The organism is Citrobacter sp. Cb031, from assembly GCF_030336725.1.
Taxonomy (GTDB): Bacteria; Pseudomonadota; Gammaproteobacteria; order Enterobacterales; family Enterobacteriaceae; genus Citrobacter; species Citrobacter braakii.
The window spans coordinates 39,757-65,800 of record NZ_JAOWDA010000025.1 but is presented as its reverse complement, the minus strand read 5'-3'; the positions used below and the strand labels follow the sequence as shown (position 1 = coordinate 65,800).

21 protein-coding genes are annotated in these 26,044 nt (G+C 53.7%); 8 read left to right on the top strand and 13 right to left on the bottom strand.

All coding sequences use genetic code 11. From position 1 onward, the window contains the following. Positions 1 to 125: 125 nt before the first annotated feature. The gene (gene mnmL / locus OGV93_RS10055) at positions 126 to 1,055 is read right to left on the bottom strand and encodes a tRNA modification radical SAM protein MnmL/YtqA (RefSeq protein WP_137352392.1); all 930 of its coding nucleotides are present in this window, start codon (positions 1,053 to 1,055) and stop codon (positions 126 to 128) included. Between the two features lie 684 nt (positions 1,056 to 1,739). Between mnmL and gltB the strand changes: the two genes are divergently transcribed. The 4 genes from gltB to OGV93_RS10035 all read left to right on the top strand — a co-directional run bounded on the left by gltB (position 1,740) and on the right by OGV93_RS10035 (position 10,337). After that, complete coding sequence (gene gltB, locus OGV93_RS10050; RefSeq protein WP_049040924.1) at positions 1,740 to 6,200, top strand: glutamate synthase large subunit; 4,461 nt, start codon at positions 1,740 to 1,742, stop codon at positions 6,198 to 6,200. Between the two features lie 12 nt (positions 6,201 to 6,212). Further along, on the top strand, positions 6,213 to 7,631 hold the full coding sequence (locus tag OGV93_RS10045) for a glutamate synthase small subunit (RefSeq protein ID WP_016154696.1): 1,419 nt from the start codon (positions 6,213 to 6,215) through the stop codon (positions 7,629 to 7,631). Between the two features lie 185 nt (positions 7,632 to 7,816). Next, positions 7,817 to 9,067: a cytosine permease gene (gene codB / locus OGV93_RS10040; protein WP_016154697.1), complete on the top strand. Its 1,251-nt coding sequence runs from the start codon at positions 7,817 to 7,819 to the stop codon at positions 9,065 to 9,067. Next, entirely contained in the window at positions 9,057 to 10,337 is a 1,281-nt protein-coding gene (locus tag OGV93_RS10035; RefSeq protein ID WP_016157577.1) for a cytosine deaminase, read from the top strand. The genes codB and OGV93_RS10035 overlap by 11 nt, the downstream gene beginning before the upstream one ends. A 60-nt stretch (positions 10,338 to 10,397) precedes the next feature. Here OGV93_RS10035 and nanQ read toward each other — a convergent pair whose 3' ends face one another. The 6 genes from nanQ to nanR form a co-directional block, all read right to left on the bottom strand. Then, complete coding sequence (gene nanQ, locus OGV93_RS10030; RefSeq protein ID WP_047358529.1) at positions 10,398 to 10,865, bottom strand: N-acetylneuraminate anomerase; 468 nt, start codon at positions 10,863 to 10,865, stop codon at positions 10,398 to 10,400. Between the two features lie 2 nt (positions 10,866 to 10,867). After that, positions 10,868 to 11,737, bottom strand: a complete 870-nt coding sequence (gene nanK / locus OGV93_RS10025) for an N-acetylmannosamine kinase (RefSeq protein ID WP_200084088.1) — start codon at positions 11,735 to 11,737, stop codon at positions 10,868 to 10,870. Then, on the bottom strand, positions 11,734 to 12,423 hold the full coding sequence (locus OGV93_RS10020) for an N-acetylmannosamine-6-phosphate 2-epimerase (protein WP_019077794.1): 690 nt from the start codon (positions 12,421 to 12,423) through the stop codon (positions 11,734 to 11,736). The genes nanK and OGV93_RS10020 overlap by 4 nt, the downstream gene beginning before the upstream one ends. Before the next feature lie 47 nt (positions 12,424 to 12,470). Next, positions 12,471 to 13,961: a sialic acid transporter NanT gene (nanT, locus tag OGV93_RS10015; protein WP_016154702.1), complete on the bottom strand. Its 1,491-nt coding sequence runs from the start codon at positions 13,959 to 13,961 to the stop codon at positions 12,471 to 12,473. 116 nt (positions 13,962 to 14,077) lie between these two features. Then, positions 14,078 to 14,971, bottom strand: coding sequence for an N-acetylneuraminate lyase (gene nanA / locus OGV93_RS10010; RefSeq protein ID WP_169329722.1), 894 nt, complete (start codon positions 14,969 to 14,971; stop codon positions 14,078 to 14,080). 134 nt (positions 14,972 to 15,105) lie between these two features. Further along, positions 15,106 to 15,897, bottom strand: a complete 792-nt coding sequence (gene nanR, locus OGV93_RS10005; protein ID WP_016154704.1) for a transcriptional regulator NanR — start codon at positions 15,895 to 15,897, stop codon at positions 15,106 to 15,108. A gap of 359 nt (positions 15,898 to 16,256) precedes the next feature. On the opposite strand from nanR, the gene dcuC reads away from it, so the two are divergent. Next, the gene (gene dcuC / locus OGV93_RS10000) at positions 16,257 to 17,624 is read left to right on the top strand and encodes an anaerobic C4-dicarboxylate transporter DcuC (protein WP_016154705.1); all 1,368 of its coding nucleotides are present in this window, start codon (positions 16,257 to 16,259) and stop codon (positions 17,622 to 17,624) included. A 44-nt stretch (positions 17,625 to 17,668) separates the two neighbouring features. Here the strand turns inward: dcuC and sspB are convergent, their stop codons facing one another. The 5 genes from sspB to zapE form a co-directional block, all read right to left on the bottom strand. Next, entirely contained in the window at positions 17,669 to 18,172 is a 504-nt protein-coding gene (gene sspB / locus OGV93_RS09995; RefSeq protein ID WP_016154706.1) for a ClpXP protease specificity-enhancing factor, read from the bottom strand. Between the two features lie 5 nt (positions 18,173 to 18,177). After that, a complete protein-coding gene (sspA, locus tag OGV93_RS09990) occupies positions 18,178 to 18,816 on the bottom strand; it encodes a stringent starvation protein SspA (RefSeq protein WP_003025132.1) in 639 nt (212 codons plus the stop codon). A 316-nt stretch (positions 18,817 to 19,132) separates the two neighbouring features. Further along, a complete protein-coding gene (rpsI, locus tag OGV93_RS09985) occupies positions 19,133 to 19,525 on the bottom strand; it encodes a 30S ribosomal protein S9 (protein ID WP_003025138.1) in 393 nt (130 codons plus the stop codon). Between the two features lie 15 nt (positions 19,526 to 19,540). Further along, positions 19,541 to 19,969, bottom strand: a complete 429-nt coding sequence (gene rplM / locus OGV93_RS09980) for a 50S ribosomal protein L13 (RefSeq protein ID WP_003025141.1) — start codon at positions 19,967 to 19,969, stop codon at positions 19,541 to 19,543. 218 nt (positions 19,970 to 20,187) lie between these two features. After that, positions 20,188 to 21,315 carry a cell division protein ZapE gene (gene zapE, locus OGV93_RS09975; protein WP_101700715.1) on the bottom strand — a complete coding sequence of 376 codons (1,128 nt, stop codon included), beginning with the start codon at positions 21,313 to 21,315 and terminating at the stop codon, positions 20,188 to 20,190. Between the two features lie 192 nt (positions 21,316 to 21,507). On the opposite strand from zapE, the gene zapG reads away from it, so the two are divergent. The 3 genes from zapG (at position 21,508) to degS (ending at position 24,599) form a co-directional block, all read left to right on the top strand. After that, a complete protein-coding gene (gene zapG / locus OGV93_RS09970) occupies positions 21,508 to 21,906 on the top strand; it encodes a Z-ring associated protein ZapG (RefSeq protein WP_003025147.1) in 399 nt (132 codons plus the stop codon). Positions 21,907 to 22,074: 168 nt separating this feature from the next. Then, positions 22,075 to 23,442: a serine endoprotease DegQ gene (gene degQ / locus OGV93_RS09965; RefSeq protein ID WP_200013972.1), complete on the top strand. Its 1,368-nt coding sequence runs from the start codon at positions 22,075 to 22,077 to the stop codon at positions 23,440 to 23,442. 89 nt (positions 23,443 to 23,531) lie between these two features. Then, positions 23,532 to 24,599, top strand: coding sequence for an outer membrane-stress sensor serine endopeptidase DegS (gene degS, locus OGV93_RS09960; protein ID WP_003025154.1), 1,068 nt, complete (start codon positions 23,532 to 23,534; stop codon positions 24,597 to 24,599). Between the two features lie 120 nt (positions 24,600 to 24,719). Here the strand turns inward: degS and mdh are convergent, their stop codons facing one another. Next, a complete protein-coding gene (mdh, locus tag OGV93_RS09955) occupies positions 24,720 to 25,655 on the bottom strand; it encodes a malate dehydrogenase (RefSeq protein WP_008785953.1) in 936 nt (311 codons plus the stop codon). Positions 25,656 to 26,044: the final 389 nt, after the last annotated feature.

Below are 26,044 nucleotides of genomic sequence, written 5' to 3'. Positions count from 1 at the left end.
CTCAGCGTGACGTTGAAGATTGTGCAAGAAATGCGGAGGTTATCGGTGAAATGACCGAGGAGAGATTCAACGTGGGCCTGATAAGCGTAGCGTCATCAGGCAAGCAGGCGCAGATTGCCGGATGGTTAGCTCCCAGGCTGAATCCACGGAGTGCCAAGCGCAGAGCCTTGAACACCATGAGCATTGAGATAGCGATCCAGTTCGACCATCCCGGTCCAGCGGTTTTCACACCATAGCGGAGCCAACAGCATTGGGCGACGCGCGCTGGCAGAGATTCGATGATAAATCACCTCTGGCGGCGTATGGCGGATCATCTCCCCGGCGGTAACCGTGTAGTCATCCAGTTCAATTCCGTGCAGACGTCCGGCTTCCCAGGCCTTTGCCATCGTACTGCCTTTCACAATATGCAGCGGATGCAGCTTAATACCGTCAACGCCCGTCTCCACCACTCGTTCCATGGTTTGCAGACAGTCTGCCTGTCCTTCTCCCGGCAGACCAACAATCAGGTGTGAGCACACTTTCAGCCCGCGCTCGCGCGCCAGCCGCGTGGTGTTCTGATAGCAGGCAAAATCATGGCCGCGGTTAATCCGGTGCAGAGTTTTGTCATGCGCAGTTTGCAGACCGAGCTCCAGCCATACCTCATAGCCGAGGTCTTTATACTCACAAAGCAGATCGAGTACCGCATCCGGCACGCAGTCGGGGCGCGTCCCAACGCATAACCCAACGATGTTGGCCTGGCTGACCGCCTGTTGATACATCGAACGCAGCACCTGTACTTCCGCGAAGGTGCTGGTATAAGCCTGGAAATAGGCCAGATAGCGTCTGGCGCGATTGACCAACTGCGCCTGATGCTCAAGCTGCTCGGCAATTGAATGGTGCTGCTGTGCTTCATCGGCAAACGAGGCGACATTACAGAAAGTACATCCGCCGCGTCCGATGGTGCCATCACGGTTTGGACAGCTAAAGCCGCCGTGCAGCGTGAGTTTATGAACCTTTTGCCCATAACGGCGAGAAAGATCCCCACCAAACATATTGACTAATTTCTGTAACTGCATAATCTGGTAGACCGCGCCTTGAAAAGAGGCCAAAGCCTGCCATTTTTTGCCCCAGTCGGCGATGACCTGGATCAATCGCCCTGGCGAGCCTTTATTTATTGCATAACAAATCAAAATAATCGAAATTTCATTCACTCAAAATATAATTACTTTTCCTTATATCCAGCTGTTTTTTTTATCTTCTTATACTCTCAGCGTAAAAACAGTATCTTTAAGACGCCAAAACTCTAAAAACCAGCATAAAATGCCAAGTATATCGATAAACAAAGGGAGGACGAGAGATATCCGGCCTCTCTTACAGTGAGACAGATCACACTTCCCAGGGCATCCTCCTCAGGTTATATCAATGTATAAAACCCTTTTATTTCAATATTTTCATAAAGTTAATTGCCCAATAGCACATTTTTGCATAAATAAGATTGCCATTTGACCTGTGTGTGGATTCCCGATAACTTGGAAATCCGCTGGAAGCTTTCTGGATGAGCAGTCTGCTCATCATATTTATGCAGTAATTGAGATTCCCTCTGAAGCAAGTCCTCAAACTTGTTTGACCTGTGCGAAAAGGATAAAGAGGGCGAATGCGAGGTAAGCGTATGACACGCAAACCCCGTCGCCATGCTCTTGGTGTGCCCGTGCGCAACGGTCCAGATGGGAATCCCGCAGAGCCTGGGGAGGTTCACTGATATGTTGTACGATAAATCCCTTGAGAGGGATAACTGTGGTTTCGGCCTGATCGCCCACATAGAAGGCGAACCTAGCCACAAGGTAGTGCGTACCGCCATACACGCACTGGCCCGCATGCAGCACCGTGGCGCAATTCTTGCCGATGGAAAAACCGGCGATGGTTGCGGCCTGCTGTTACAAAAACCTGACCGCTTTTTCCGCATCGTAGCGCAAGAGCGCGGCTGGCGTTTAGCCAAAAACTACGCCGTCGGCATGATCTTTTTAAATAAAGACGCTGAGCTGGCAGCGGCTTCTCGTCGCATTGTAGAAGAAGAATTACAGCAGGAGACCCTGTCGATTGTCGGCTGGCGCGACGTGCCGACTAACGAAGGTGTTCTCGGTGAAATTGCGCTCTCCTCCCTGCCTCGTATCGAGCAAATTTTTGTTAATGCCCCTGCGGGCTGGCGTCCGCGTGATATGGAGCGTCGCCTGTTCATCGCGCGCCGTCGTATCGAAAAACGCCTCCAGGAAGATAAAGACTTCTACGTCTGTAGCTTGTCGAACCTGGTCAATATCTATAAAGGTCTGTGTATGCCGGCGGATCTGCCGCGCTTTTACCTGGACCTGGCGGACCTGCGTCTGGAATCGGCCATCTGCCTGTTCCACCAGCGCTTCTCCACCAACACCGTACCACGCTGGCCGCTGGCGCAACCGTTTCGCTACCTGGCGCACAATGGTGAAATCAACACCATCACCGGCAACCGCCAGTGGGCGCGCGCTCGTACCTATAAATTCCAGACGCCGCTGATCCCTGATCTGCACGACGCCGCACCGTTCGTTAACGAAACCGGCTCCGACTCCAGCTCAATGGATAACATGCTGGAACTGCTGCTGGCTGGTGGGATGGATATCATCCGCGCCATGCGTCTACTGGTGCCGCCGGCCTGGCAGAATAACCCGGATATGGACCCGGAGCTGCGCGCGTTCTTCGACTTTAACTCCATGCACATGGAGCCGTGGGATGGTCCGGCGGGTATCGTTATGTCCGACGGTCGCTTTGCCGCCTGTAACCTTGACCGCAACGGCCTGCGTCCGGCGCGCTACGTCATCACCAAAGACAAGCTGATTACCTGCGCTTCTGAAGTCGGGATCTGGGATTATCAGCCGGATGAAGTGGTTGAGAAAGGTCGCGTCGGCCCTGGGGAGTTGATGGTTATCGATACCCGCAGCGGGCGCATTCTGCATTCGGCTGAAACCGATGACGATCTGAAAAGCCGCCACCCCTACAAAGAGTGGATGGAGAAGAACGTCCGCCGTCTGGTGCCTTTCGAAGACCTGGCTGACGATCAGGTCGGCAGCCGTGAACTGGACGATGACACCCTCGCCAGCTACCAGAAACAGTTTAACTACAGCGCTGAAGAGCTGGATTCCGTTATCCGCGTGCTCGGTGAAAATGGTCAGGAAGCGGTCGGTTCAATGGGTGATGATACCCCGTTTGCCGTGCTCTCCAGCCAGCCGCGCATCATTTATGACTACTTCCGCCAGCAGTTTGCCCAGGTCACCAACCCGCCGATCGACCCGCTGCGTGAAGCGCACGTCATGTCGCTGGCCACCAGCATCGGTCGTGAGATGAACGTCTTCTGCGAAGCCGAAGGTCAGGCGCACCGTCTGAGCTTTAAGTCGCCGATCCTGCTGTACTCCGATTTCACCCAGCTCACCACCATGAAAGAGGAGCATTATCGCGCTGACCGACTGGATATCACCTTCGACGTGACCGAAACCACGCTCGAAGAGACCGTCAAAGCATTGTGCGATAAGGCTGAACAGATGGTGCGTAACGGCACGGTGCTGCTGGTGCTCTCTGACCGTAATATCGCAAAAAACCGCTTGCCGGTTCCGGCACCGATGGCCGTTGGCGCAGTACAAACACGTCTGGTAGAACAAAGCCTGCGTTGCGATGCCAACATCATCGTTGAAACCGCCAGCGCCCGTGACCCGCACCATTTTGCCGTTCTGCTCGGTTTTGGCGCGACAGCCATTTATCCGTATCTGGCGTATGAAACGCTGGGACGTCTGATCGACACTCAAGCGATTGCCAAAGATTACCGGACCGTGATGCTGAACTACCGTAACGGCATCAACAAGGGTCTGTACAAAATCATGTCCAAAATGGGCATCTCGACCATCGCCTCTTACCGCTGCTCGAAGCTGTTTGAAGCCGTTGGTCTGCACGATGATGTTGTGGCTTTATGCTTCCAGGGCGTGGTCAGTCGCATCAGCGGCGCGGGTTTTACCGACTTCCAGCAGGATCTGCTGAACCTCTCCAAACATGCCTGGCTGGCGCGTAAGCCTATCAGCCAGGGCGGTTTGCTGAAGTACGTTCACGGCGGCGAATACCACGCCTACAACCCGGACGTGGTGCGCACGCTGCAACAGGCAGTACAAAGCGGCGAGTACAGCGACTATCAGGAATATGCAAAGCTGGTCAATGAACGTCCGGCGGCCACACTGCGCGATCTGCTGGCGATTACACCTGGCGATGAAGCCGTAAGCATTAGCGAAGTAGAACCCGCAACCGAACTGTTTAAACGCTTTGATACCGCAGCGATGTCTATCGGGGCATTAAGCCCGGAAGCACACGAGGCGCTGGCCGAAGCCATGAACAGCATCGGCGGTAACTCGAACTCCGGTGAAGGCGGCGAAGATCCGGCACGCTACGGCACTAACAAGGTGTCGCGCATTAAGCAGGTGGCTTCCGGTCGCTTTGGCGTAACCCCAGCGTACCTGGTCAATGCTGATGTCATTCAGATTAAAGTCGCTCAAGGCGCGAAGCCGGGCGAAGGCGGTCAGTTACCGGGTGATAAAGTCACCCCGTACATCGCCAAACTGCGTTATTCGGTGCCGGGCGTGACGCTGATCTCCCCGCCGCCGCACCACGATATCTACTCTATCGAGGACTTAGCGCAGCTGATTTTCGACCTGAAACAGGTTAACCCGAAAGCGATGATCTCGGTGAAGCTGGTTTCCGAACCGGGCGTCGGCACTATTGCGACCGGCGTGGCGAAAGCCTATGCGGATCTGATTACCATTGCCGGCTACGATGGCGGTACCGGTGCAAGTCCGCTCTCATCCGTGAAGTATGCGGGCTGCCCGTGGGAACTCGGTCTGGTGGAAACCCAGCAGGCGCTGGTGGCTAACGGTCTGCGTCACAAGATCCGTCTGCAGGTCGATGGCGGTCTGAAAACCGGCGTCGATATCATTAAAGCGGCAATTTTGGGTGCAGAAAGCTTCGGTTTCGGCACCGGCCCCATGGTCGCGCTGGGCTGTAAATACCTGCGTATTTGCCATCTGAACAACTGCGCAACCGGCGTGGCAACTCAGGATGACAAACTGCGTAAGAACCACTATCACGGCCTGCCGTTCAAAGTGACTAACTACTTTGAATTTATCGCCCGCGAAACCCGCGAGCTGATGGCGCAACTGGGCGTGAAACGTCTGGTGGATCTGATTGGTCGTACCGACCTGCTCAAAGAGCTGGAAGGGTTTACCGCCAAGCAGCAGAAGCTGGAGCTGTCTCGTCTGCTGGAAACCGCTGAACCGCATCCAGGTAAAGCGCTGCATTGCACTGAAAACAATCCGCCGTTTGATAACGGCGTGCTGAACGCCCAGCTGTTACAGCAGGCGAAACCGTTTGTCGACGAGCGCCAGAGCAAAACCTTCTGGTTCGATATCCGTAACACCGACCGTTCCGTCGGCGCATCGCTGTCGGGCTATATCGCTCAGACGCATGGCGATCAGGGGCTGGCATCTGACCCGATTAAAGCGCACTTCAGCGGTACCGCAGGCCAGAGCTTCGGCGTGTGGAACGCGGGCGGCGTGGAGCTGTATCTGACCGGCGATGCCAACGACTATGTCGGTAAAGGCATGGCGGGCGGCCTGCTGGCAGTGCGTCCTCCGGTTGGCTCTGCTTTCCGTAGCCATGAGGCGAGCATCATTGGTAACACCTGCCTGTATGGTGCTACCGGTGGCCGCCTGTTTGCTGCGGGTCGTGCGGGTGAGCGTTTTGCGGTGCGTAACTCCGGCGCTATTACCGTGGTTGAAGGTATTGGCGACAACGGCTGTGAATATATGACCGGCGGCATCGTGTGTATTCTCGGCAAAACCGGCGTCAACTTCGGTGCGGGCATGACCGGCGGATTCGCCTACGTGCTCGACGAAGACGGTGAATTCCGCAAACGCGTGAACCCGGAACTGGTAGAAGTACTGAGCGTGGACTCACTGGCTATTCATGAGGAACACCTGCGCGGTCTGATTACCGAGCACGTACAACATACCGGTTCTTCACACGGCGAAGAGATCCTGGCGAACTGGCCAGCATTCTCGGCGAAATTCGCGCTGGTAAAACCGAAATCCAGTGATGTGAAAGCACTGTTGGGTCACCGTAGTCGTAGCGCAGCAGAGCTGCGTGTGCAGGCGCAGTAAGGGGTAGCAGCAATGAGTCAGAACGTATACCAATTTATCGACCTGCAGCGCGTTGATCCACCGAAGAAACCGCTGAAGATCCGTAAGATCGAATTTATCGAGATCTACGAGCCGTTTTCCGAAGGCCAGGCCAAAGCACAGGCAGATCGCTGTCTTTCCTGCGGCAACCCGTACTGCGAGTGGAAGTGCCCGGTACATAACTACATCCCGAACTGGCTTAAGCTGGCGAATGAGGGACGTATTTTTGAAGCGGCAGAACTGTCGCACCAGACTAACACTCTGCCGGAAGTCTGTGGCCGAGTGTGCCCGCAGGATCGTCTTTGTGAAGGATCCTGCACGCTAAACGATGAGTTCGGTGCGGTGACTATCGGCAACATCGAGCGCTATATCAACGATAAAGCGTTCGAGATGGGCTGGCGTCCGGATATGACTGGCGTTCGCCAGACGGACAAGCGCGTGGCGATCATCGGTGCAGGTCCGGCGGGCCTGGCCTGTGCTGATGTGCTGACCCGCAACGGCGTGAAGGCGGTGGTATTTGACCGCCACCCGGAAATCGGCGGTCTGCTGACCTTCGGGATCCCGGCGTTCAAGCTGGAGAAAGAGGTCATGACCCGTCGCCGTGAAATCTTCACCGGTATGGGCATTGAGTTCAAACTAAACGTGGAAGTGGGCCGCGACGTGCAGCTCAACGATCTGCTGAAGGATTACGATGCCGTGTTCCTTGGCGTAGGTACCTATCAGTCGATGCGCGGTGGGCTGGAAAACGAAGACGCTTCCGGCGTATTTGATGCCCTGCCGTTCCTGATCGCCAATACCAAACAGTTGATGGGATTTGGCGAAAGCAGTGACGAGCCGTACATCAGCATGGAAGGCAAACGCGTCGTTGTTCTCGGCGGTGGCGATACCGCGATGGACTGCGTGCGGACCTCGGTTCGCCAGAACGCGGCACACGTAATCTGCGCCTATCGCCGCGACGAAGAGAACATGCCGGGTTCCAAACGCGAGGTGAAAAATGCGCGTGAAGAAGGCGTCGAGTTCCAGTTCAACGTCCAGCCTTTAGGCGTGGAAGTGAATGCCAACGGTAAAGTGTGCGGCGTGAAAATGGCGCGCACCGAAATGGGCGAACCGGATGCGAAGGGGCGTCGCCGCGCGGAGATCGTCGCCGGTTCCGAGCACGTTGTTCCAGCTGATGCGGTGGTACTGGCGTTTGGCTTCCGCCCGCACAGTATGGAGTGGCTGAAAGAGCACAGCGTCGAGCTGGATTCTCAGGGCCGTATTATTGCTCCGGAACGCAGCGATAACGCCTTCCAGACCAGCAACCCAAAAATCTTCGCTGGTGGCGACATCGTGCGTGGTTCGGATCTTGTAGTCACCGCGATTGCCGAAGGTCGTAAAGCGGCAGACGGTATCCTGAACTACCTGGAAGTGTAAGTAAGCGTCTTCTGGCATCTCATCTTCAAACGCTGATGAGATGCCAGATTCCTCGCAATACCCCTGCCCCCTCCCCTCTATCAACACCGTGAAAGAGAACTAAAAAAACATACGGAAACGTTTGCTTTATTCTGAGAACTGTATATTATGCGGCGGATTTTTTGGGCAAAATTCATGGAGGCGTTGTGTCGCAGGACAACAATTATAGCCAGGGCCCCGTCCCTCTGGCGGCGCGGAAGGGCGTGATTCCACTAACGTTTGTCATGTTGGGACTCACATTTTTTTCCGCCAGTATGTGGACCGGTGGCACACTCGGTACCGGTCTTTCCTATAATGATTTCTTCCTTGCAGTTCTCTTCGGTAATCTTCTCCTCGGTATTTACACTGCATTTCTCGGTTTTATCGGCGCAAAAACAGGGCTCTCAACCCACCTTCTGGCACGTTACTCATTTGGTTTGAAAGGTTCATGGCTTCCCTCACTGCTCTTAGGCGGTACACAGGTAGGCTGGTTTGGCGTTGGTGTGGCCATGTTTGCTATCCCGGTTGGCAAAGCGACGGGGATTGACGTCAATGTTCTGATTGCGGTTTCCGGTCTGTTGATGACCCTGACTATCTTTTTTGGCATCTCGGCGCTGACCGTTTTATCTATCATCGCCGTACCTGCCATCGTCGTTCTTGGCAGCTACTCCGTCTGGCTGGCGGTGAGCGATGTTGGCGGTTTAGACCATTTAAAAGCGATAGTGCCGCAGACACCGCTGAATTTCTCCACCGCACTGGCGCTGGTGGTCGGCTCATTTATCAGCGCAGGCACGTTAACCGCCGACTTTGTCCGCTTTGGCCGCAACGCCAAAGGTGCGGTACTGATTGCCATGGTGGCATTTTTCCTTGGCAACTCGTTGATGTTTATCTTCGGCGCTGCGGGTGCCGCCGCTGTTGGACAGGCGGACATTTCTGACGTAATGATTGCTCAGGGCCTGCTGCTGCCCGCAATTGTGGTTCTCGGCCTGAATATCTGGACCACCAACGACAATGCGCTCTACGCTTCAGGTTTGGGATTTGCCAATATTACCGGCCTTTCCAGCCGTTCGCTGTCGGTGGCTAACGGTATTATCGGCACACTGTGCGCACTGTGGCTTTACAATAACTTTGTCGGTTGGCTGACATTTTTGTCGGCAGCGATTCCTCCAATTGGTGGAGTGATTATCGCCGACTATCTGCTGAACCATCGCCGATATGCCGACTTCAGCAAAGCACAATTTATTTCCGTAAACTGGATAGCTATCCTGTCCGTTGCACTGGGCATTGCCGCCGGTCACTATATTCCCGGTATTGTACCCGTCAACGCCGTACTCGGCGGCGTATTCAGCTATATCCTGCTGAACCCACTTTTCAATCGCAGCCTTGCTAAATCACCAGAGGTCAGCCATGCAGAATAATAACATCACCATTCGTCAGGCGCGTTTACAGGGACGCGAAGGATTGTGGCAGCTCACGGTTGAAAACGGACGCTTCAGCCGAATTGAGGCTCAGGACGCCGCTACGTTGCCGCAGGGGGAAGTGCTTGATGCCGAAGGTGGCCTGGCAATCCCACCGTTCGTAGAGCCACATATCCACCTGGATACCACGCAAACCGCAGGGGAGCCGAGCTGGAACCAGTCTGGTACGTTATTTGAAGGCATTGAGCGCTGGGCCGAACGTAAGGCAATGCTCACTCACGATGACGTCAAAGCGCGCGCCATGCAGACTCTTAAGTGGCAGATGGCCAACGGCATCCAGTATGTCCGCACTCACGTTGACGTTTCCGACCCTACGCTGACGGCGCTGAAAGCCATGCTGGAGGTGAAGCAAGAAGTCGCTCCGTGGGTAGAGCTACAGATTGTCGCGTTCCCGCAAGAGGGCATTCTTTCTTATCCCAACGGTGAAGCGTTATTAGAGGAAGCCGTGCGTTTGGGGGCCGACGTCATTGGCGCTATCCCCCACTTTGAATTTACGCGTGAATATGGCGTGGAGTCGTTGCACAAAATTTTCGCCCTCGCGCAAAAATACGACAGACTTATCGACGTGCACTGTGACGAAATTGACGATGAGCAATCACGCTTTGTTGAAACCGTCGCGGCGCTGGCCCATCGCGACAATATGGGCGAGCGCGTGACCGCCAGCCATACTACGGCAATGCACTCCTATAACGGCGCGTATGCTTCCCGTCTTTTCCGCCTGTTGAAAATGTCCGGCATTAACTTTGTCGCGAATCCACTGGTGAATATTCACCTGCAAGGGCGCTTTGACACGTATCCTAAACGCCGCGGCGTTACACGCGTCAAAGAGATGCTGGAGGCAGAGATCAACGTCTGCTTCGGCCATGATGACGTCTTCGATCCGTGGTATCCGCTGGGCACCGCGAATATGCTGCAGGTACTGCACATGGGGTTACATGTGTGTCAGCTGATGGGATACGGACAAATTAACGATGGCCTGAATCTGATCACCACCCACAGCGCGAAAACCCTGCACCTGCAGGACTACGGTCTGAGCGTGGGGAATTCCGCGAACCTGGTGATTTTACCGGCAGAGAATGGGTTTGACGCGGTTCGTCGCCAGACGCCTGCACGTTATTCCATTCGTCACGGGCGAATCATTGCCGAGACTGTGCCGAGCCAAACGACGCTGCATCTGACGCAGCCGGAAGCGGTGACGTTTAAGCGCTAGGTTGTAATATCCGGTGTCGGATGGCGCAAGCCTTGCCATCCGACACCGTCACTCTCATCGTCAGGTGTGTAATAAACTGGCGCGCACCTTGATCACCACCTTTTTGATGTCCATCGGAGCCTGTACCACGCAGCCCGGCTTATGCGGCTCGCCCGGCATAAAAATCACAAATCTTCCCGGCTTCAGTACCATCGCCTGCTCATCGGCAATCTGGCTACACAGCTGATAATCATCCTCAACGTGCATCTCTTCGCACTGACGAGCAGAATCAGCCATCCCGAACAGAATGCGTTCTTCACCGGATAACAGTACCTGAATATCAATGTACTCCCTGTGCAGTTCCGCTTTCTTTTGCTCCGGGCTCTGCGTTGCAAATTGCATAACATTCATAAAAATATTATCGCCCTGCAACTCGTAGCGCCCTGGCGTTTTCTCCTGCGGATTCGCCGCAACAGCCAGCGTTAACGCCTGCTGCAAGACCGGATGTAATCCGGCAGAAGGCAATGAACGCAACTCATCTGACATCATAATCAATCTCCCTGGGCCAACAGCGCGGCCCCCAGTAATCCAGCGTCATGACGGTAATGCGCCGCCCGTAATTCTACGTGGTAAGCCGAAGGCTCTTGTGCCAGATAGTTTTCCACCAGCGCCAGATACCCTTCTGCCAGCCCCACGCTGCCGCCAATCACCACAATCTGGCAATCGATCGTGGCCTTCACATCGGCGACAAGCCTTGCCAAAGTACGTGCCGAACGATGGATCAACCGACTGGCCTGCTCATCACCCTGCCCGGCGCGGCTAAAAATGGTTTTGGCGTCGCATCCAGCAAGCGTACCTTCGGCAGCCGCCGCGATCCCACGACCGGAAGCGATCGCCTCGACACAACCCACACGCCCGCAACCGCACACCGGCCCATGCGGATCAGCCAGCGTATGTCCCAGGTGCCCGGCCAGACCGCCAATCCCGGTCAGCAGCTTCCCATCACTTACCACCCCGCCGCCTACGCCGGTGGAGACGGTGATAAACACCATATCGCGGTACTCGCCGCCAAGCGCATGATACTCAGCCCACGCCGCTGCCTGCGCGTCATTGACTGCCAGCGTCGGCAAAGCGGTGAGATCTTTTAGCGTTTGCACCAGAGGAAAATGCAGCAGCCCGCCGAGGTTGTGCGGGTTCAGCGCCAGTAGAGAACCGTCGCGAATAATCCCCGTTGAGGCGATCGCCACCCGCGTTGCCTGCCCCTGTAGCGGTGCAACCAGTGCTTGTAACGCGGCACGCAGAGCATCCGGTGTTTTGCTGGCGGGCGTCGGCAATTCATGACGCTCTTGAATTTGCAGGCTGCTGTCTACCAGCGCAACAGCCAGTTTGGTGCCGCCAATATCAATCGCCAGCGTGGTCATAGCACCGCCTTTTTAAGCGCTGTGTTGTACCACTGGCAAATGTGCTCCAGCCGGGTAATGGCTGAGCCGACTGTCACCGCCCAAGCGCCATGACGCATCGCCTCAGCGGCCTGCGCTGGCGTGTTGTAACGTCCTTCAGCAATCACCCGACAACCCGCGTCGCTTAAAGACTTCACCAGAGCCAGATCCGGTTCTTCGGGCGTTTCTGGCGTGGTATAACCAGAAAGGGTAGTGCCAATGATTTCGGCACCGAGTTTCTGGCAGGCCATGCCATCCGCCATGGACGAACAGTCAGCCATCGCAAGGCGTTGGTGATGATGAATACGTGCCAGTAAGGTTTCTACAGGTACCGGACGTACGCGATCGGTACCGTCGATGGCGATGATGTCAGCGCCTGCCTGCGCCAGCGCATCAACATCCTCCAGATATGCGGTGATGCGGACCGGAGAGTCATCAAGGTCACGTTTGAGAATGCCGATAATCGGCACCGAAACTACCGCCCTGGTCGCTTTCAGGTTTTCCACCCCTTCAATGCGTAACGCCACCGCGCCAGCCTGTTCCGCGGCCAGCGCCATCGCCGCAACAATTTCCGGTTTATCTAACGGGCTGTCAGGAACAGGCTGGCAGGAGACAATCAGCCCGCCGTTCGCGGCAATCTTGATATCCAGTTGTTCAAGTAACGACATGCTTATTCCCTTATGACTATTGCCCGGTGCAGGACCGGGCAAACGGATTAACTTTTGGATTTCACCATGGTGCTTTTGTCACCGCCGAACGGCACGGCCCCGCTAAACGGTTTGCCATCAATGGCATCATGCGTACGCAATGCTTCAGGCCGCAGCCAGCGCTGTACGCGAGACGGCATATCGAGACCAATCAGCAGGATCACCACAAATGTCAGGCCGAAAGAGAGCGATCCCAACGCGGTGCCCAGATCCAGTCGTTGGGCAATCAGCGCACCGATGATCGGTGCCAGCGCCCCGCCCAGTGCACCCACGTTGTAGGTGAAGCCCAGACCCGCCGCACGCTGGTCGGTATCGAAATAGCCGCCAATCAGTTTTGGTAAGATCCCGGAGATCCCCTGACCGAGCATTTGCTGGAAAAACAGCAGTAAACCCAGTACCCAGACGTTTGAGCCGCCAATCGCAAACACTGGAATAATCAGCAACTGCGAAGCCAGCAGACTGCAGACATAGGCCTTACGCGTGCCCAGCCAGTCGCCAAGAAAACCACCGACGCAACAACCGACCGCCGCGCCAAAGCCGCTAAAGAAGAGCACCCTGGCGACAGTGGAAGGGTCATACAGCAGTTCAGTTTTCAGATAGGTTGGCAGCAGCGCCTGAATCGGCCATGAGTAAAGGAAGGCAAACAGCACAACCACCATCAGCATGACGCCCGTCGGCCAGCGTTTCCCGCTGCTTTGCACCATAAAACTAATGAAGATAAACGCGCATATCAGGCCAAGGACCGCCACGATAGCCGCATTTTGCAGGTTGCCTGCAAAGCAGAACCACAGCGCGGTTGCGGCGGCAAGAGTCATCACAATATTGATAACCCGATGTTCGCCCCGGTAGAGAATGTCCACCATCGTGCGTACCGGCGCTTTGCCTTCGTGTTTCTCTTTCCAGTCTTCCGCTTCCGGAATATTTTTACGCAGCCAGAGGGCGAAGATAATCGGCAAAATGCCGATGAAGAACAGCGCGCGCCATCCCCAGACCGGGACCACCAGGCTGTAGACCTGGGCGGCGATCACTGCGCCTACAGAGAAGCCGGAAATCAGGAAGCCGCTGGCTTTGTTTCGCAGGTGCCTGGGCCAGCTTTCAATAACATAAGTTGCGCTGGAGCCGTACTCACCAGCCATCCCCATACCGATAACCAGGCGGGCGATAAACATGGTGGTGTAGCCCGGCGCGAAGCCGCAGGCCAGCGTCCCCACAGAGAACAGAATGATACTTGTGACCATCGCCAGGCGGCGTCCATAACGGTCGCCCATCGCGCCCAGCATTAACCCGCCAAACCAGCGGGAGATAAAAGCAGCCGAAATCAGACTGGCCGCTTGTACCGTCGTCAGTCCGAATTCGCCTTGTACTTCCGTCAGCACAAGGGCGATTAATACAAAATCAAAACCATCAAGCAAATATCCCAGCCAGGCGGCGGAAAATGCCCGCCATTGCGCCCGATTGAGATGGCGATACCACGGGATGCTCTGGGTAGAAGTACTCATTTTACTCTCCCGACGATCTTTATTTTCGTTGTGGTGCCGGATAGCGGATTCGCCTTATCCGGCCTACGAGTCTTGTTTTTGCAGGCCGGATAAGCATTGTGCTATCCGGCGTCCGATCAGCCGCGTTCCAGCATTAATTGCTGGGCCAGCGTTTTCAGTTCCGGCAGATATTGTTCATCTACCGGGGCAAATGGTTTACGGCACAGCGGAACAGAAACCACGTCCATATAGTGCAATACCGTCTTCAGGCCGCGGAACACGCCAACCTTAATGAGCAGATCGATAACCTTATTGCACTCGGTTTGCAGCTTTTGCGCCGTCCGGATGTCGCCTTCTTTGAGCGCTTTCACAATTCCCTGATAACGCCATCCCATAATGTTGTAAGTGCTACCGATACCGCCATCTGCGCCCGCCAACAGACCAGAAGCGAAGATCTCGTCATAGCCGTTATAAAGCACCAGATCGGGGTGAGCGCGGCGGATCTGTTCCATCTGATAGAGATCGCCTGAGGTTTGCTTCAGCGCGCCAACGCCCGGCAACGTCACCAGCGTGTTGATTTGATCCAGCGTCAGTTTTACGCCGCTCAGCGCCGGGATGTTATAGACCACCATCGGCAAGCCATCAGCGGAATCAATAATTGCGCGGTAGTGATCGCAGTGCTCTTCAAAACTGAACGGATAGTAAAACGGTGTGACGGCTGAAACCGCATCAAAGCCGTAGCGATGCGCGGCACTCGCCAGCTGTTGGCTCTCTTCGGTACTCACTGTGCCAACGTGAGCGATCAGCGTCACCTTGCCTTTCGCTTCTTCGGCAACAATTTCCAGTACCTGCTCTCTCTCAGCGCGGTTTTGTACAAATGCCTCACCCGTAGACCCACCGACATAGAGCCCGTCGATCCCTTGCCCAATGTTGAAACGCACCAGGCGGCGCAGGCTCTCAATGTCCAGTCGCTGTTGGCTATCGAATGGGGTTAACAACGCTGGCATTACGCCTTTTAAATCTCTTGCCATAGCTACCTCTGATGATGATTAGTTTTATCTGACTGCATACCTTTATACCTGTTATACCAGATCAAATAAGCAGCAATACAATACAGAACGCTTATAGTGCGATCTGCCTCACTAAACGATCGTCAGGATCGCGATTACTTTCGCAATTTTTTACTTTTGCTGAAGGCGTGCCAGGTAGCGGAAACGCTGTTGAGATGTTCTTGCAGTGCGCGGTCAGCTTCCTCAGGGTCGCGCTGACGAATCGCGTCCACAATAGCGATATGCTGCTGATAACTCACGTTATTGTGCTCATACAACTCTTGGTCGGCCACGGTCGGACGGGCGGCAATTAGCCAGTCTAACAGCGCAACATGGATAGCCATAAAGATGGGATTGCCCGGGATCTCCGCCAGTATGCGATGAAAATCAACGTCCGAGCGAATGAACAGCGTATTGTCATCGAGTGACTGGCTGTTGATCTCCAGTGCTTTCGCCAGTCTGTCGATTTGCTCATCCGTCGCATGTTCTGCGGCGTATCGAACCAGGCTGGATTCAAAGAACAGTCGCAGCTGTTCGAAGTGGGCAATGCCGCCGGGATGCGCGAGGAAATCTTTCGCCATACCGGACAGCTCGCTGATAATGGTATCAGCTGAAGGACGCGAAACGCGGGCGCGCTCGCCATTGTTGATTTGCACCAGACCTTTGCGTTTTAACGCTGCCAGCGCTTCTCGTACAGAAGGACGGCCCACGTTAAAGAAGGCCATCAGCTCCCGCTCAGACGGCAACTGTTCGCCCTCGCCAAATTCCCGACGACGAATCATCTGCTCCAGTTCTTCTTCAACCATTTCAGACAGCTTTTTACGCGCCAGCGGGCGGTTGCGTAAGCTACGGCCAATGGTGGATGGAGAGTCTTCAGCTTGCGAATCAAATGCGTTCATAGGGCCCATTCAGCTAAGTCGTGGTGACAAATAACAGCGGGTTTATCCTAACACAGGATCGAAAGCAGGGTGAAATGATGGTCAATCAGACTGTCGGGCTTATTGGCGGTCTAACGCATCCGGATATTTTGTTACGCTAAAACATTCAGCTTATCTTTAATTGAAAACAATCATATTCGCTTCGTGAAATTTATGAATATGAACGTGATAAATTATCATAACCATCTATTTTATAACGATAAATAATTTAAACATCGAATTAAAAATAAGATATTCACTCCATAAAAATCGCCCGAAAAAATATAACATCCGTTTGGACAACAGCGTTATTACCGGATTTATCTTCTTCTCTGGCATGGAGTGAAACAATGTTCGGCATCATTATCTCTGTCATCGTTTTATTAACGATGGGTTACCTGATCCTCAAAAACTACAAACCGCAGGTAGTGCTGGCAGCCGCGGGGATCTTCCTGATGATCTGCGGCGTCTGGCTAGGCTACGGCGCGCTGGTCGCTAACGACAAGAGCAGCGGCTATCTACTGGTCGATATTTACAACGAAATTCTGCGTATGCTTTCCAATCGGGCGGCCGGACTAGGGTTATCAATCATGGCGGTAGGTGGTTATGCCCGTTATATGGACAGGATGGGGGCCAGCAGAGCGATGGTTAGCCTGTTAAGCCGCCCGCTTAAGCTAATCCGCTCACCCTATGTTGTTCTTGCCGCCACCTATGTGATTGGTCAGATCATGGCGCAGTTCATCACCAGCGCTTCCGGGTTAGGCATGCTGCTGATGGTGACGCTGTTCCCGACGCTGGTCAGTCTTGGCGTGAGCCGTTTATCCGCGGTGGCGGTCATTGCCACTTCAATGTCAATTGAATGGGGCATTCTGGAAACCAACTCTATTTTTGCCGCGCAGGTGGCGGGCATGAAAATCGCTACCTACTTCTTTCACTATCAGTTACCCGTCGCATCGTGCGTTATCGTCGCCGTCGCTATTGCACATTTTTTCGTTCAGCGGCAGTTTGATAAAAAAGCATTCCCGGAAAGCAACGGATTCGCTGAACAAAAGACGCTGGAAAACGTGCCACCTCTCTATTACGCCATTCTACCCGTCATGCCGTTGCTTCTGATGTTGGGCTCGCTTGCCCTGGCACATATGGGGTTAATGAAAACAGAGCTGAATCTGGTGGTGGTCATGCTGATGAGCATGACGCTGACGATGTTTGTCGAGTTCCTGCATAAACATAATCTGCGCGAAACGATGGATGACGTGCAGGCCTTCTTTGACGGCATGGGAACCCAGTTTGCCAACGTTGTCACGCTGGTGGTCGCCGGTGAGATCTTTGCGAAAGGGTTGACGACTATCGGGACTGTCGACGCTGTAATAAAAGGTGCAGAGCATTCCGGCCTTGGCGGTATCGGCGTGATGATCATCATGGCCGTGGTCATTGCCGCCTGTGCGATTGTCATGGGGTCAGGTAACGCGCCGTTTATGTCTTTTGCCAGCCTGATTCCAGATATTGCCGCCGGACTACATATTCCTGCGGTAGTGATGATTATGCCGATGCATTTTGCTACTACGCTGGCCCGGGCGGTATCCCCCATTACAGCGGTCATTGTGGTGACATCAGGTATTGCGGGCGTATCGCCCTTTGAGGTGGTAAAACGTACGGCCATCCCGATGGCGGTGGGATTTGTGGTCAATATGATAGTCACCATCACGCTGTTTTACTGATCCCGAAGGCAGAAAACAGAACAGGCCCCAAAGGGCCTGTTTTTTTATTTCACTACGCGTAGCGCTGGACGCCCACCGCGAGGCGGCGGCGGAGTGTCATCCGGATCGTTGTCGTCGCCATTGTCAGGCTTATCGCCATCAATGACCGACATGACTGTTTCACTCTCAAAACCAGGTGCGTCGTTGTCGTCATCATTTAAGCTGGCGACATCTTCGTCGTAGGCGGCCTCCGGCTCGAACATAGTACCGGCGCCATTTTCACGAGCATAAATTGCCAGAACTGCCGCCAGCGGTACAGAAACCTGACGCGGCACACCACCGAAGCGCGCGTTAAAGCGCACTTCATCGTTAGCCAGTTCCAGGTTACCCACCGCACGCGGTGCGATATTCAGAACAATTTGCCCATCACGCGCATATTCCATAGGAACCTGCACGTCCTGAAGCGTCACATCCACCACCAGGTGCGGCGTAAGCTGGTTGTCTAACAACCACTCATAGAATGCGCGCAGCAGATACGGACGGCGTGGTGTTAGCTGTGGCAAATCCATACAGGTTAACCCCGGCCCAGACGCATTTCACGTTCAGGCTCAGTCAGAGAAGCCAGGAAAGAATCACGTTCAAAGACGCGAGTCATGTACCCTTTCAGTTCTTTCGAACCTGCACCGTTGAATTCAATGCCCAGCTGCGGTAAACGCCACAGCAGCGGCGCCAGGTAGCAGTCTACCAGGCTGAACTCATCGCTCAGGAAGTAAGGTTTCTGGCCAAATACTGGTGCAATTGCCAGCAATTCTTCGCGCAGACGCTTACGCGCGACTTCGGCTTCAGAAGCAGAACCGTTCACGATGACGTTCATCAGCGTGTACCAGTCTTTTTCAATACGCTGCATGTACAGGCGGCTTTCACCACGCGCAACCGGGTAAACCGGCATCAGCGGCGGATGCGGGAAGCGCTCATCCAGGTATTCCATAATGATGCGAGATTCCCACAGGGTCAGCTCACGATCCACCAGTGTCGGTACGCTCTGATTCGGGTTGAGGTCGATCAGATCCTGCGGTGGATTGTCCTTCTCCACATGCTCAATCTCGAAACTAACACCTTTCTCAGCCAGCACAATGCGGACCTGATGGCTATAGATGTCAGTAGGACCAGAAAACAGCGTCATTACCGAACGTTTGTTGGCAGCGACAGCCATGAAAACCTCCAGGTATATTCAGAATTTTTACTGCTACCAGCCACTAAGTGGCCAGCCAGAAGTGATGTCACCCATATTCGGGAAAGCCATTACTGTTCAAAATACAAACAAAAAATGAACGATACCGGACATTTGGGCAGAAAATTGGATGATAGTTTACCAGATTTTGTGACCTTTGTGGTGAGTCGATTCTTGAAATGGGGAAAAAGAGGTGGCAATCAGCGGATTACCGTGGTTATACGGAGAGCAGTAACGATAAAAAAACCCGCCGAAGCGGGTTTTTTCGCAAATTGTTGTCTGCCGAAGCAGAGTACAATTAACGTTTGGAGAACTGAGGACGACGACGTGCTTTACGCAGACCGACTTTCTTACGTTCAACCTGACGAGCATCACGGGTAACGAAGCCAGCTTTACGCAGTTCGCCACGCAGGGATTCGTCGTACTCCATCAGAGCGCGGGTGATACCGTGACGGATCGCACCAGCCTGACCAGAGATACCACCACCTTTAACAGTGATGTACAGATCCAGTTTCTCAACCATGTCGACCAGTTCCAGCGGCTGACGAACTACCATGCGGGCAGTTTCACGACCGAAGTACTGTTCCAGAGAACGTTGGTTGATTACGATTTTACCACTGCCCGGTTTGATGAAAACGCGAGCTGCGGAACTTTTGCGGCGACCAGTGCCGTAGTATTGATTTTCAGCCATTGCCTATAATCCCGATTAGATGTCAAGAACTTGCGGTTGCTGTGCCGCGTGGTTGTGCTCGTTGCCAGCGTAAACTTTCAGTTTACGGAACATAGCACGACCCAGCGGGCCTTTTGGCAGCATGCCTTTAACCGCGATTTCAAGCACACGCTCAGGACGGCGAGCAATCATCTCTTCAAAGGTCGCTTGTTTGATACCGCCGATGTGACCGGTGTGGTGATAGTACACTTTGTCAGTACGCTTGTTGCCAGTTACAGCAACTTTGTCAGCGTTCAGAACGATGATGTAATCACCGGTATCTACGTGCGGAGTATATTCCGCTTTGTGCTTACCGCGCAGGCGCAGAGCCAGTTCGGAAGCCAGACGGCCCAGAGTTTTACCGGTCGCGTCAACAACATACCAGTCGCGTTTTACGGTTTCTGGTTTAGCTGTAAAAGTTTTCATTAAAAGCTTACCCAAATAAATAAGTTACACGTTGGTGAACACCCAAACGTTTTGTCAGTTGAGGTTCACACGACATTGTCCAGCAAACCTACCCCTTCGAATAGCCTATGCCGGCGCATAGAAAGTTTTGGGAAAAAAACTCTCTCGTAACGTGGGGTCGCAAGATTATAGAGAAGTCAGGGTCAAAGATCGACCCCTTTATGTGATTTGCGGCAGGTTTAACCGGCTAAATGTTCCCGCTTCAGATACTCTTCGCTTTGCATCTCCTGCAAACGCGACAAACAACGCTGAAATTCAAACTTCAGACGCTCGCCCTGATAGATTTCATAAAGAGGTGAGGCCGCACTGACCACCAGCTTAACGTGGCGTTCGTAGAACTCATCCACCAGTGCGATAAAACGCCGCGCTTCACTCTCCATCAGCGTCGTCATGACCGGCACATCAGACAACAGCACCGTATGAAACAGACGCGATAGCGCAATGTAGTCATGCTGACTACGTGCATCGACACAGAGCGTGGTGAACGACACCGCCAGCGTTTGGTTTTCGACGGCCAGCGTCTGCATCGGACGATGATTGATCTCCAGCGTCGGAGCGTGTTCACCTTTCGTTCCCGCTAATGCCAGCCAGAGCTTGTCCATCTGCTGGCGGGTTTCCTCATTCAGTGGCGACAACCACAAATGCGCCTGCGTTAAGGTGCGCAGACGATAATCGACGCCAGCATCGACATTCATGATGTCACAATGCTGTTTGATGGCATCAATGGCAGGAAGAAAACGCGTGCGTTGCAAACCGTTGCGATACAGCTCATCAGGCGGAATATTGGAGGTTGCCACCAGCGTAATACCACGGGCAAACAGCGCCTTCATCAGACCGCCGAGCAGCATGGCGTCGGTGATGTCAGAAACAAAAAATTCGTCAAAGCACAGCACGTCCGTTTCAGCCTTAAAGCGGTCGGCAATGATTTCCAGCGGATCGCTCTGCCCCTGCAGGGCCGTAAGCTCTTCATGGACGCGCAGCATAAAACGGTGAAAGTGCAAACGCTGTTTACGCCCGCCCGGCAGGCTATGGAAGAACAGATCCATCAGCCACGTTTTTCCGCGCCCGACTCCGCCCCACATATACAGACCACGCACCGGCGCATTGGTCGGTGACCCACGTTTTCCCAGCAATTTGCCAAAACGCGCCATCAGTCCGCTCTCCTGCGGCGCAGGACGTGCTGGCGTCGAAAGCGCCTGGAAAATTGTTTCCAGTCGATTCACTGCTTCTTGTTGTACGTTGTCGGGCTGATGACTGCCGTCTTTGAGGGCTTGCTGGTAACGCGATGTCGGGGAAAGGCTTTGCATGATGTTATTGTTATTCCTTGAGAATCGATGTGCCGTCGCTCACGGTTGACGAAAAAAAGGCCGTTCTACATTACGTGATATAAACACGGGATTCCACTTCTACGGGATTAGCGGTTATAGTGGCATAATCAGCCGCAGGCATGGAGCCTAAAGCCAACACCCTACGGAAACACAAGACAACGGGAGATGTTCATGACCTGGGAATATGCGCTAATTGGGTTAGTCGTCGGTATCATTATTGGTGCTGTAGCCATGCGTTTTGGTAATCGTAAATTACGCCAACAGCAGGCATTGCAGTACGAACTGGAAAAAAATAAAGCTGAGCTGGAAGAGTACCGCGAAGAGCTGGTGAGCCACTTTGCCCGCAGCGCTGAACTGCTGGATAACATGGCGGACGATTATCGTCAGATCTACCAGCATATGGCGAAAAGCTCCAGCAACCTGCTGCCGGGTATGTCACCGGAAAATAATCCGTTCCGTAATCGTCTGGCAGAGTCCGAAGCGGGTAACGATCAGGCGCCGGTTCAGATGCCGCGAGACTATTCTGAAGGCGCATCTGGCCTGCTGCGTAGTGGCGCAAAGCGCGACTAACTGCACATCGTTAAGAAATTTATTGGGCGCAGCAATTGCGCCCTCCGCTTCTCTTCCTGTCCCAGCTATTATTTAGTCGTTAGCCTCATTGTGACCAAACCGAAAATTCAATAACATCAAACTGTTTTGAATCATCTTCCGTTTACTCAAGGTACGAGAGCAGGATCCATGAAAAAACAAACCCAGCTGTTGAGTGCATTAGCGTTAAGTGTCGGGTTAACTCTCTCGGCGCCATTCCCAGCCATAGCGTCGATTCCCGGCCAGGTTCCCGGTCAGGCTGCGCTCCCCAGCCTCGCCCCGATGCTGGAGAAAGTGTTACCTGCCGTGGTGAGCGTAAGGGTCGAAGGCACCGCCGCTCAGGGGCAGAAAGTCCCGGAAGAGTTCAAAAAGTTTTTTGGTGATGAACTTCCCGATCAACCTGCACAACCTTTTGAAGGGCTGGGTTCCGGGGTCATCATTGATGCCGCCAAAGGCTATGTCCTGACCAATAATCACGTCATCAATCAGGCGCAAAAAATCAGCGTTCAGCTTAACGATGGCCGTGAGTTCGACGCTAAGCTTATCGGCAGCGACGACCAGAGCGATATCGCTCTGCTGCAAATTCAACACCCCAGCAACCTGACGCAAATTGCCATTGCCGACTCCGACAAACTCCGCGTCGGTGATTTCGCGGTGGCCGTGGGTAACCCGTTTGGTTTGGGGCAAACGGCCACCTCCGGCATCGTATCGGCTTTAGGTCGCAGCGGGTTGAACCTGGAAGGTCTGGAAAACTTTATTCAGACCGATGCCTCCATCAACCGGGGTAACTCCGGCGGCGCGTTGCTTAACCTCAATGGTGAGCTGATTGGCATTAACACCGCGATTCTGGCCCCCGGCGGCGGTAGCATCGGTATTGGTTTTGCGATCCCGAGCAATATGGCACGCACGCTGGCGCAGCAACTGATGCAGTTTGGTGAAATCAAACGTGGTCTGCTGGGAATTAAAGGCACCGAAATGACCGCCGATATCGCCAAAGCGTTCAAACTGGACGTGCAGCGCGGCGCGTTTGTCAGCGAGGTTCTGCCTAACTCTGGCTCCGCAAAAGCAGGTGTGAAGTCTGGTGACGTCATTACCAGCCTCAACGGCAAACCGCTCAACAGCTTCGCCGAACTGCGTTCGCGCATAGCGACAACCGAACCAGGGACCAAAGTCAAACTGGGCCTGCTGCGTAACGGTAAACCGCTGGAGGTTGAAGTAACCCTGGATACCAGTACATCATCGTCCGCCAGCGCGGAGATGATTGCTCCTGCGTTGCAAGGGGCTACGCTCAGTGACGGTCAGCTTAAAGACGGCACCAAAGGCATCAAAATTGATAACGTTGAAAAAAGCAGCCCAGCCGCGCAGGCCGGTCTGCATAAAGATGACGTTATCATTGGCGTTAACCGCGATCGTGTAAACTCGATCGCCGAAATGCGTAAAGTGCTGGAAACGAAACCGTCGATCATCGCTCTGCAGGTAGTGCGCGGTAACGAGAGTATTTACCTGCTCCTGCGTTAACGCATGCAACCGGACATCAGCCCCCCGTGTGATGTCCGGTAAACTCGTGATATGCTGCTGCCGTTCCCTTTATTAATGACGCCGCCATCATGTTTGTGAAGCTTTTACGTTCGGTCGCGATTGGTTTAATCGTCGGCGCTATTCTGCTGGCCGCGATGCCCTCTCTGCGAAAAATAAATACGCTTACCGCGCCACAGTTCGACAGTGCAGATGAAACGCCCGCCAGCTATAACCCGGCGGTTCGCCGTGCAGCGCCTGCCGTCGTTAACGTTTATAACCGTAGTATGAACAGCACAGCGCATAACCAGCTTGAGATCCGCACACTCGGCTCAGGCGTTATCATGGATCAGCGCGGCTATATCATTACCAATAAGCACGTCATTAATGATGCCGACCAAATCATCGTCGCGTTGCAGGATGGGCGTGTATTCGAAGCGCTGCTTGTGGGTTCTGATACGTTAACCGATCTTGCGGTGCTGAAAATCAACGCGACTGGCGGACTGCCGACAATTCCAATTAATAACAAACGCGTGCCGCACATCGGCGATGTCGTCCTCGCCATTGGTAACCCGTACAACCTTGGGCAAACCATCACTCAGGGGATTATCAGCGCCACCGGTCGTATTGGCCTGAACCCGACTGGACGGCAAAACTTCCTGCAAACGGATGCCTCCATCAACCACGGCAACTCCGGCGGCGCGTTGGTCAACTCGCTGGGCGAGTTAATGGGTATTAACACGCTGTCATTTGATAAGAGCAACGATGGCGAAACCCCGGAAGGGATCGGCTTTGCTATTCCGTTTCAGTTGGCAACCAAAATCATGGATAAGCTGATTCGTGACGGGCGCGTGATTCGTGGCTACATCGGCATCAGCGGTCGCGAAATTGCGCCACTGCACGCCCAGGGCGGCGGGATGGATCAAATTCAGGGGATTGTGGTTAACGAAGTGGCTCCAGACGGTCCGGCTGCGCAGGCAGGAATTCAGGTTAACGATCTGATTATTTCGGTCAATAACAAACCGGCAGTATCTGCGCTGGAAACCATGGACCAGGTGGCAGAGATTCGCCCAGGTTCGGTTATCTCTGTTGTCGTGATGCGTGATGACAAGCAGTTGACGCTGCAGGTAACGATTCAGGAATACCCGGCTACAAACTAAATCACAAACGAAATGATGTAAAAAAACCGGAGATAGCTCCGGTTTTTTTATGCGTCAAATTCGCGATATTTGTAGGACGGATAAAGCGTTAAACACCGTCATTCGGCCTACATAAAGGCGTTATTTAACGAACTCTTCACCCAGGGTGATATCTTTCTTCAGCGTATCCAGCATACCTTCCAGCGAGCTCTGCTCAAATGCGCTCAGCTTGCCGATAGACTGGCGTTCTTCTACGCCGTTTTTACCCAACAGCAGCGGCTGAGAGAAGAAGCGAGCATACTGGCCGTCGCCTTCAACGTAAGCACATTCAACCACGCCTTTTTCGCCGCTCAGCGCGCGAACCAGTGACAGGCCGAAACGTGCTGCAGCCTGACCCATAGACAGGGTTGCAGATCCGCCACCGGCTTTAGCTTCCACAACTTCAGTACCCGCATTCTGGATACGTTTGGTCAGGTCAGCCGCTTCTTGCTCAGTGAAGCTCACGCCAGGGATTTGTGACAGCAGCGGGAGAATGGTCACGCCAGAGTGGCCGCCAATAACCGGGACTTCAACGTCACCAGGCTGCTTGCCTTTCAGTTCCGCAACAAAGGTGTTGGAGCGGATGATGTCCAGCGTGGTCACGCCAAACAGTTTGTTCTTATCGTATACGCCTGCTTTTTTCAGCACTTCTGCAGCGATAGCAACGGTCGTGTTCACCGGGTTGGTGATAATACCGATACATGCTTTCGGGCAGGTTTTAGCAACCTGCTGCACCAGGTTCTTCACGATACCGGCGTTAACGTTGAACAGGTCGGAACGATCCATACCCGGTTTACGTGCGACACCCGCAGAGATCAGTACCACATCAGCACCTTCCAGTGCAGGGGTAGCGTCTTCGCCGCTGAAGCCTTTGATTTTCACAGCAGTAGGGATATGGCTCAAATCAACGGCCACGCCAGGCGTTACTGGAGCGATGTCGTACAGGGAGAGTTCTGAACCTGAAGGCAGTTGGGTTTTTAACAGTAATGCTAGCGCCTGACCGATACCACCAGCAGCGCCGAGGACTGCAACTTTCATCCTAAACTCCTTATTATATTGATAAGCAAAGTGTCTATTGCTCCGCGGCGGCGACCTTAATTCACAAATCCAACGAATACAACAACCACGCGTCAAGAATGCGTAGTCACGCAAATTTGGCTTTTATGCATTTAACTTACGTAAAATAAAACCTAAGTTACGTAATTCAAAACCACCCGCACAGTAGAGCAACTTTCCAACAGGTGCTGACAATATACCCTACCCACCTCTCAAAACAACATCAATTTGATAACATTTAATTTACTTTTAACCTTATTTGCGAGCCGTGACACAGGCATGTTTCTTGATAACGAAATTTGATAAAATTCCGCTCTTTCATAACATTATTTCAGCCTTGAACAAGGCAGACTGTTTGCATAAAAATTCAT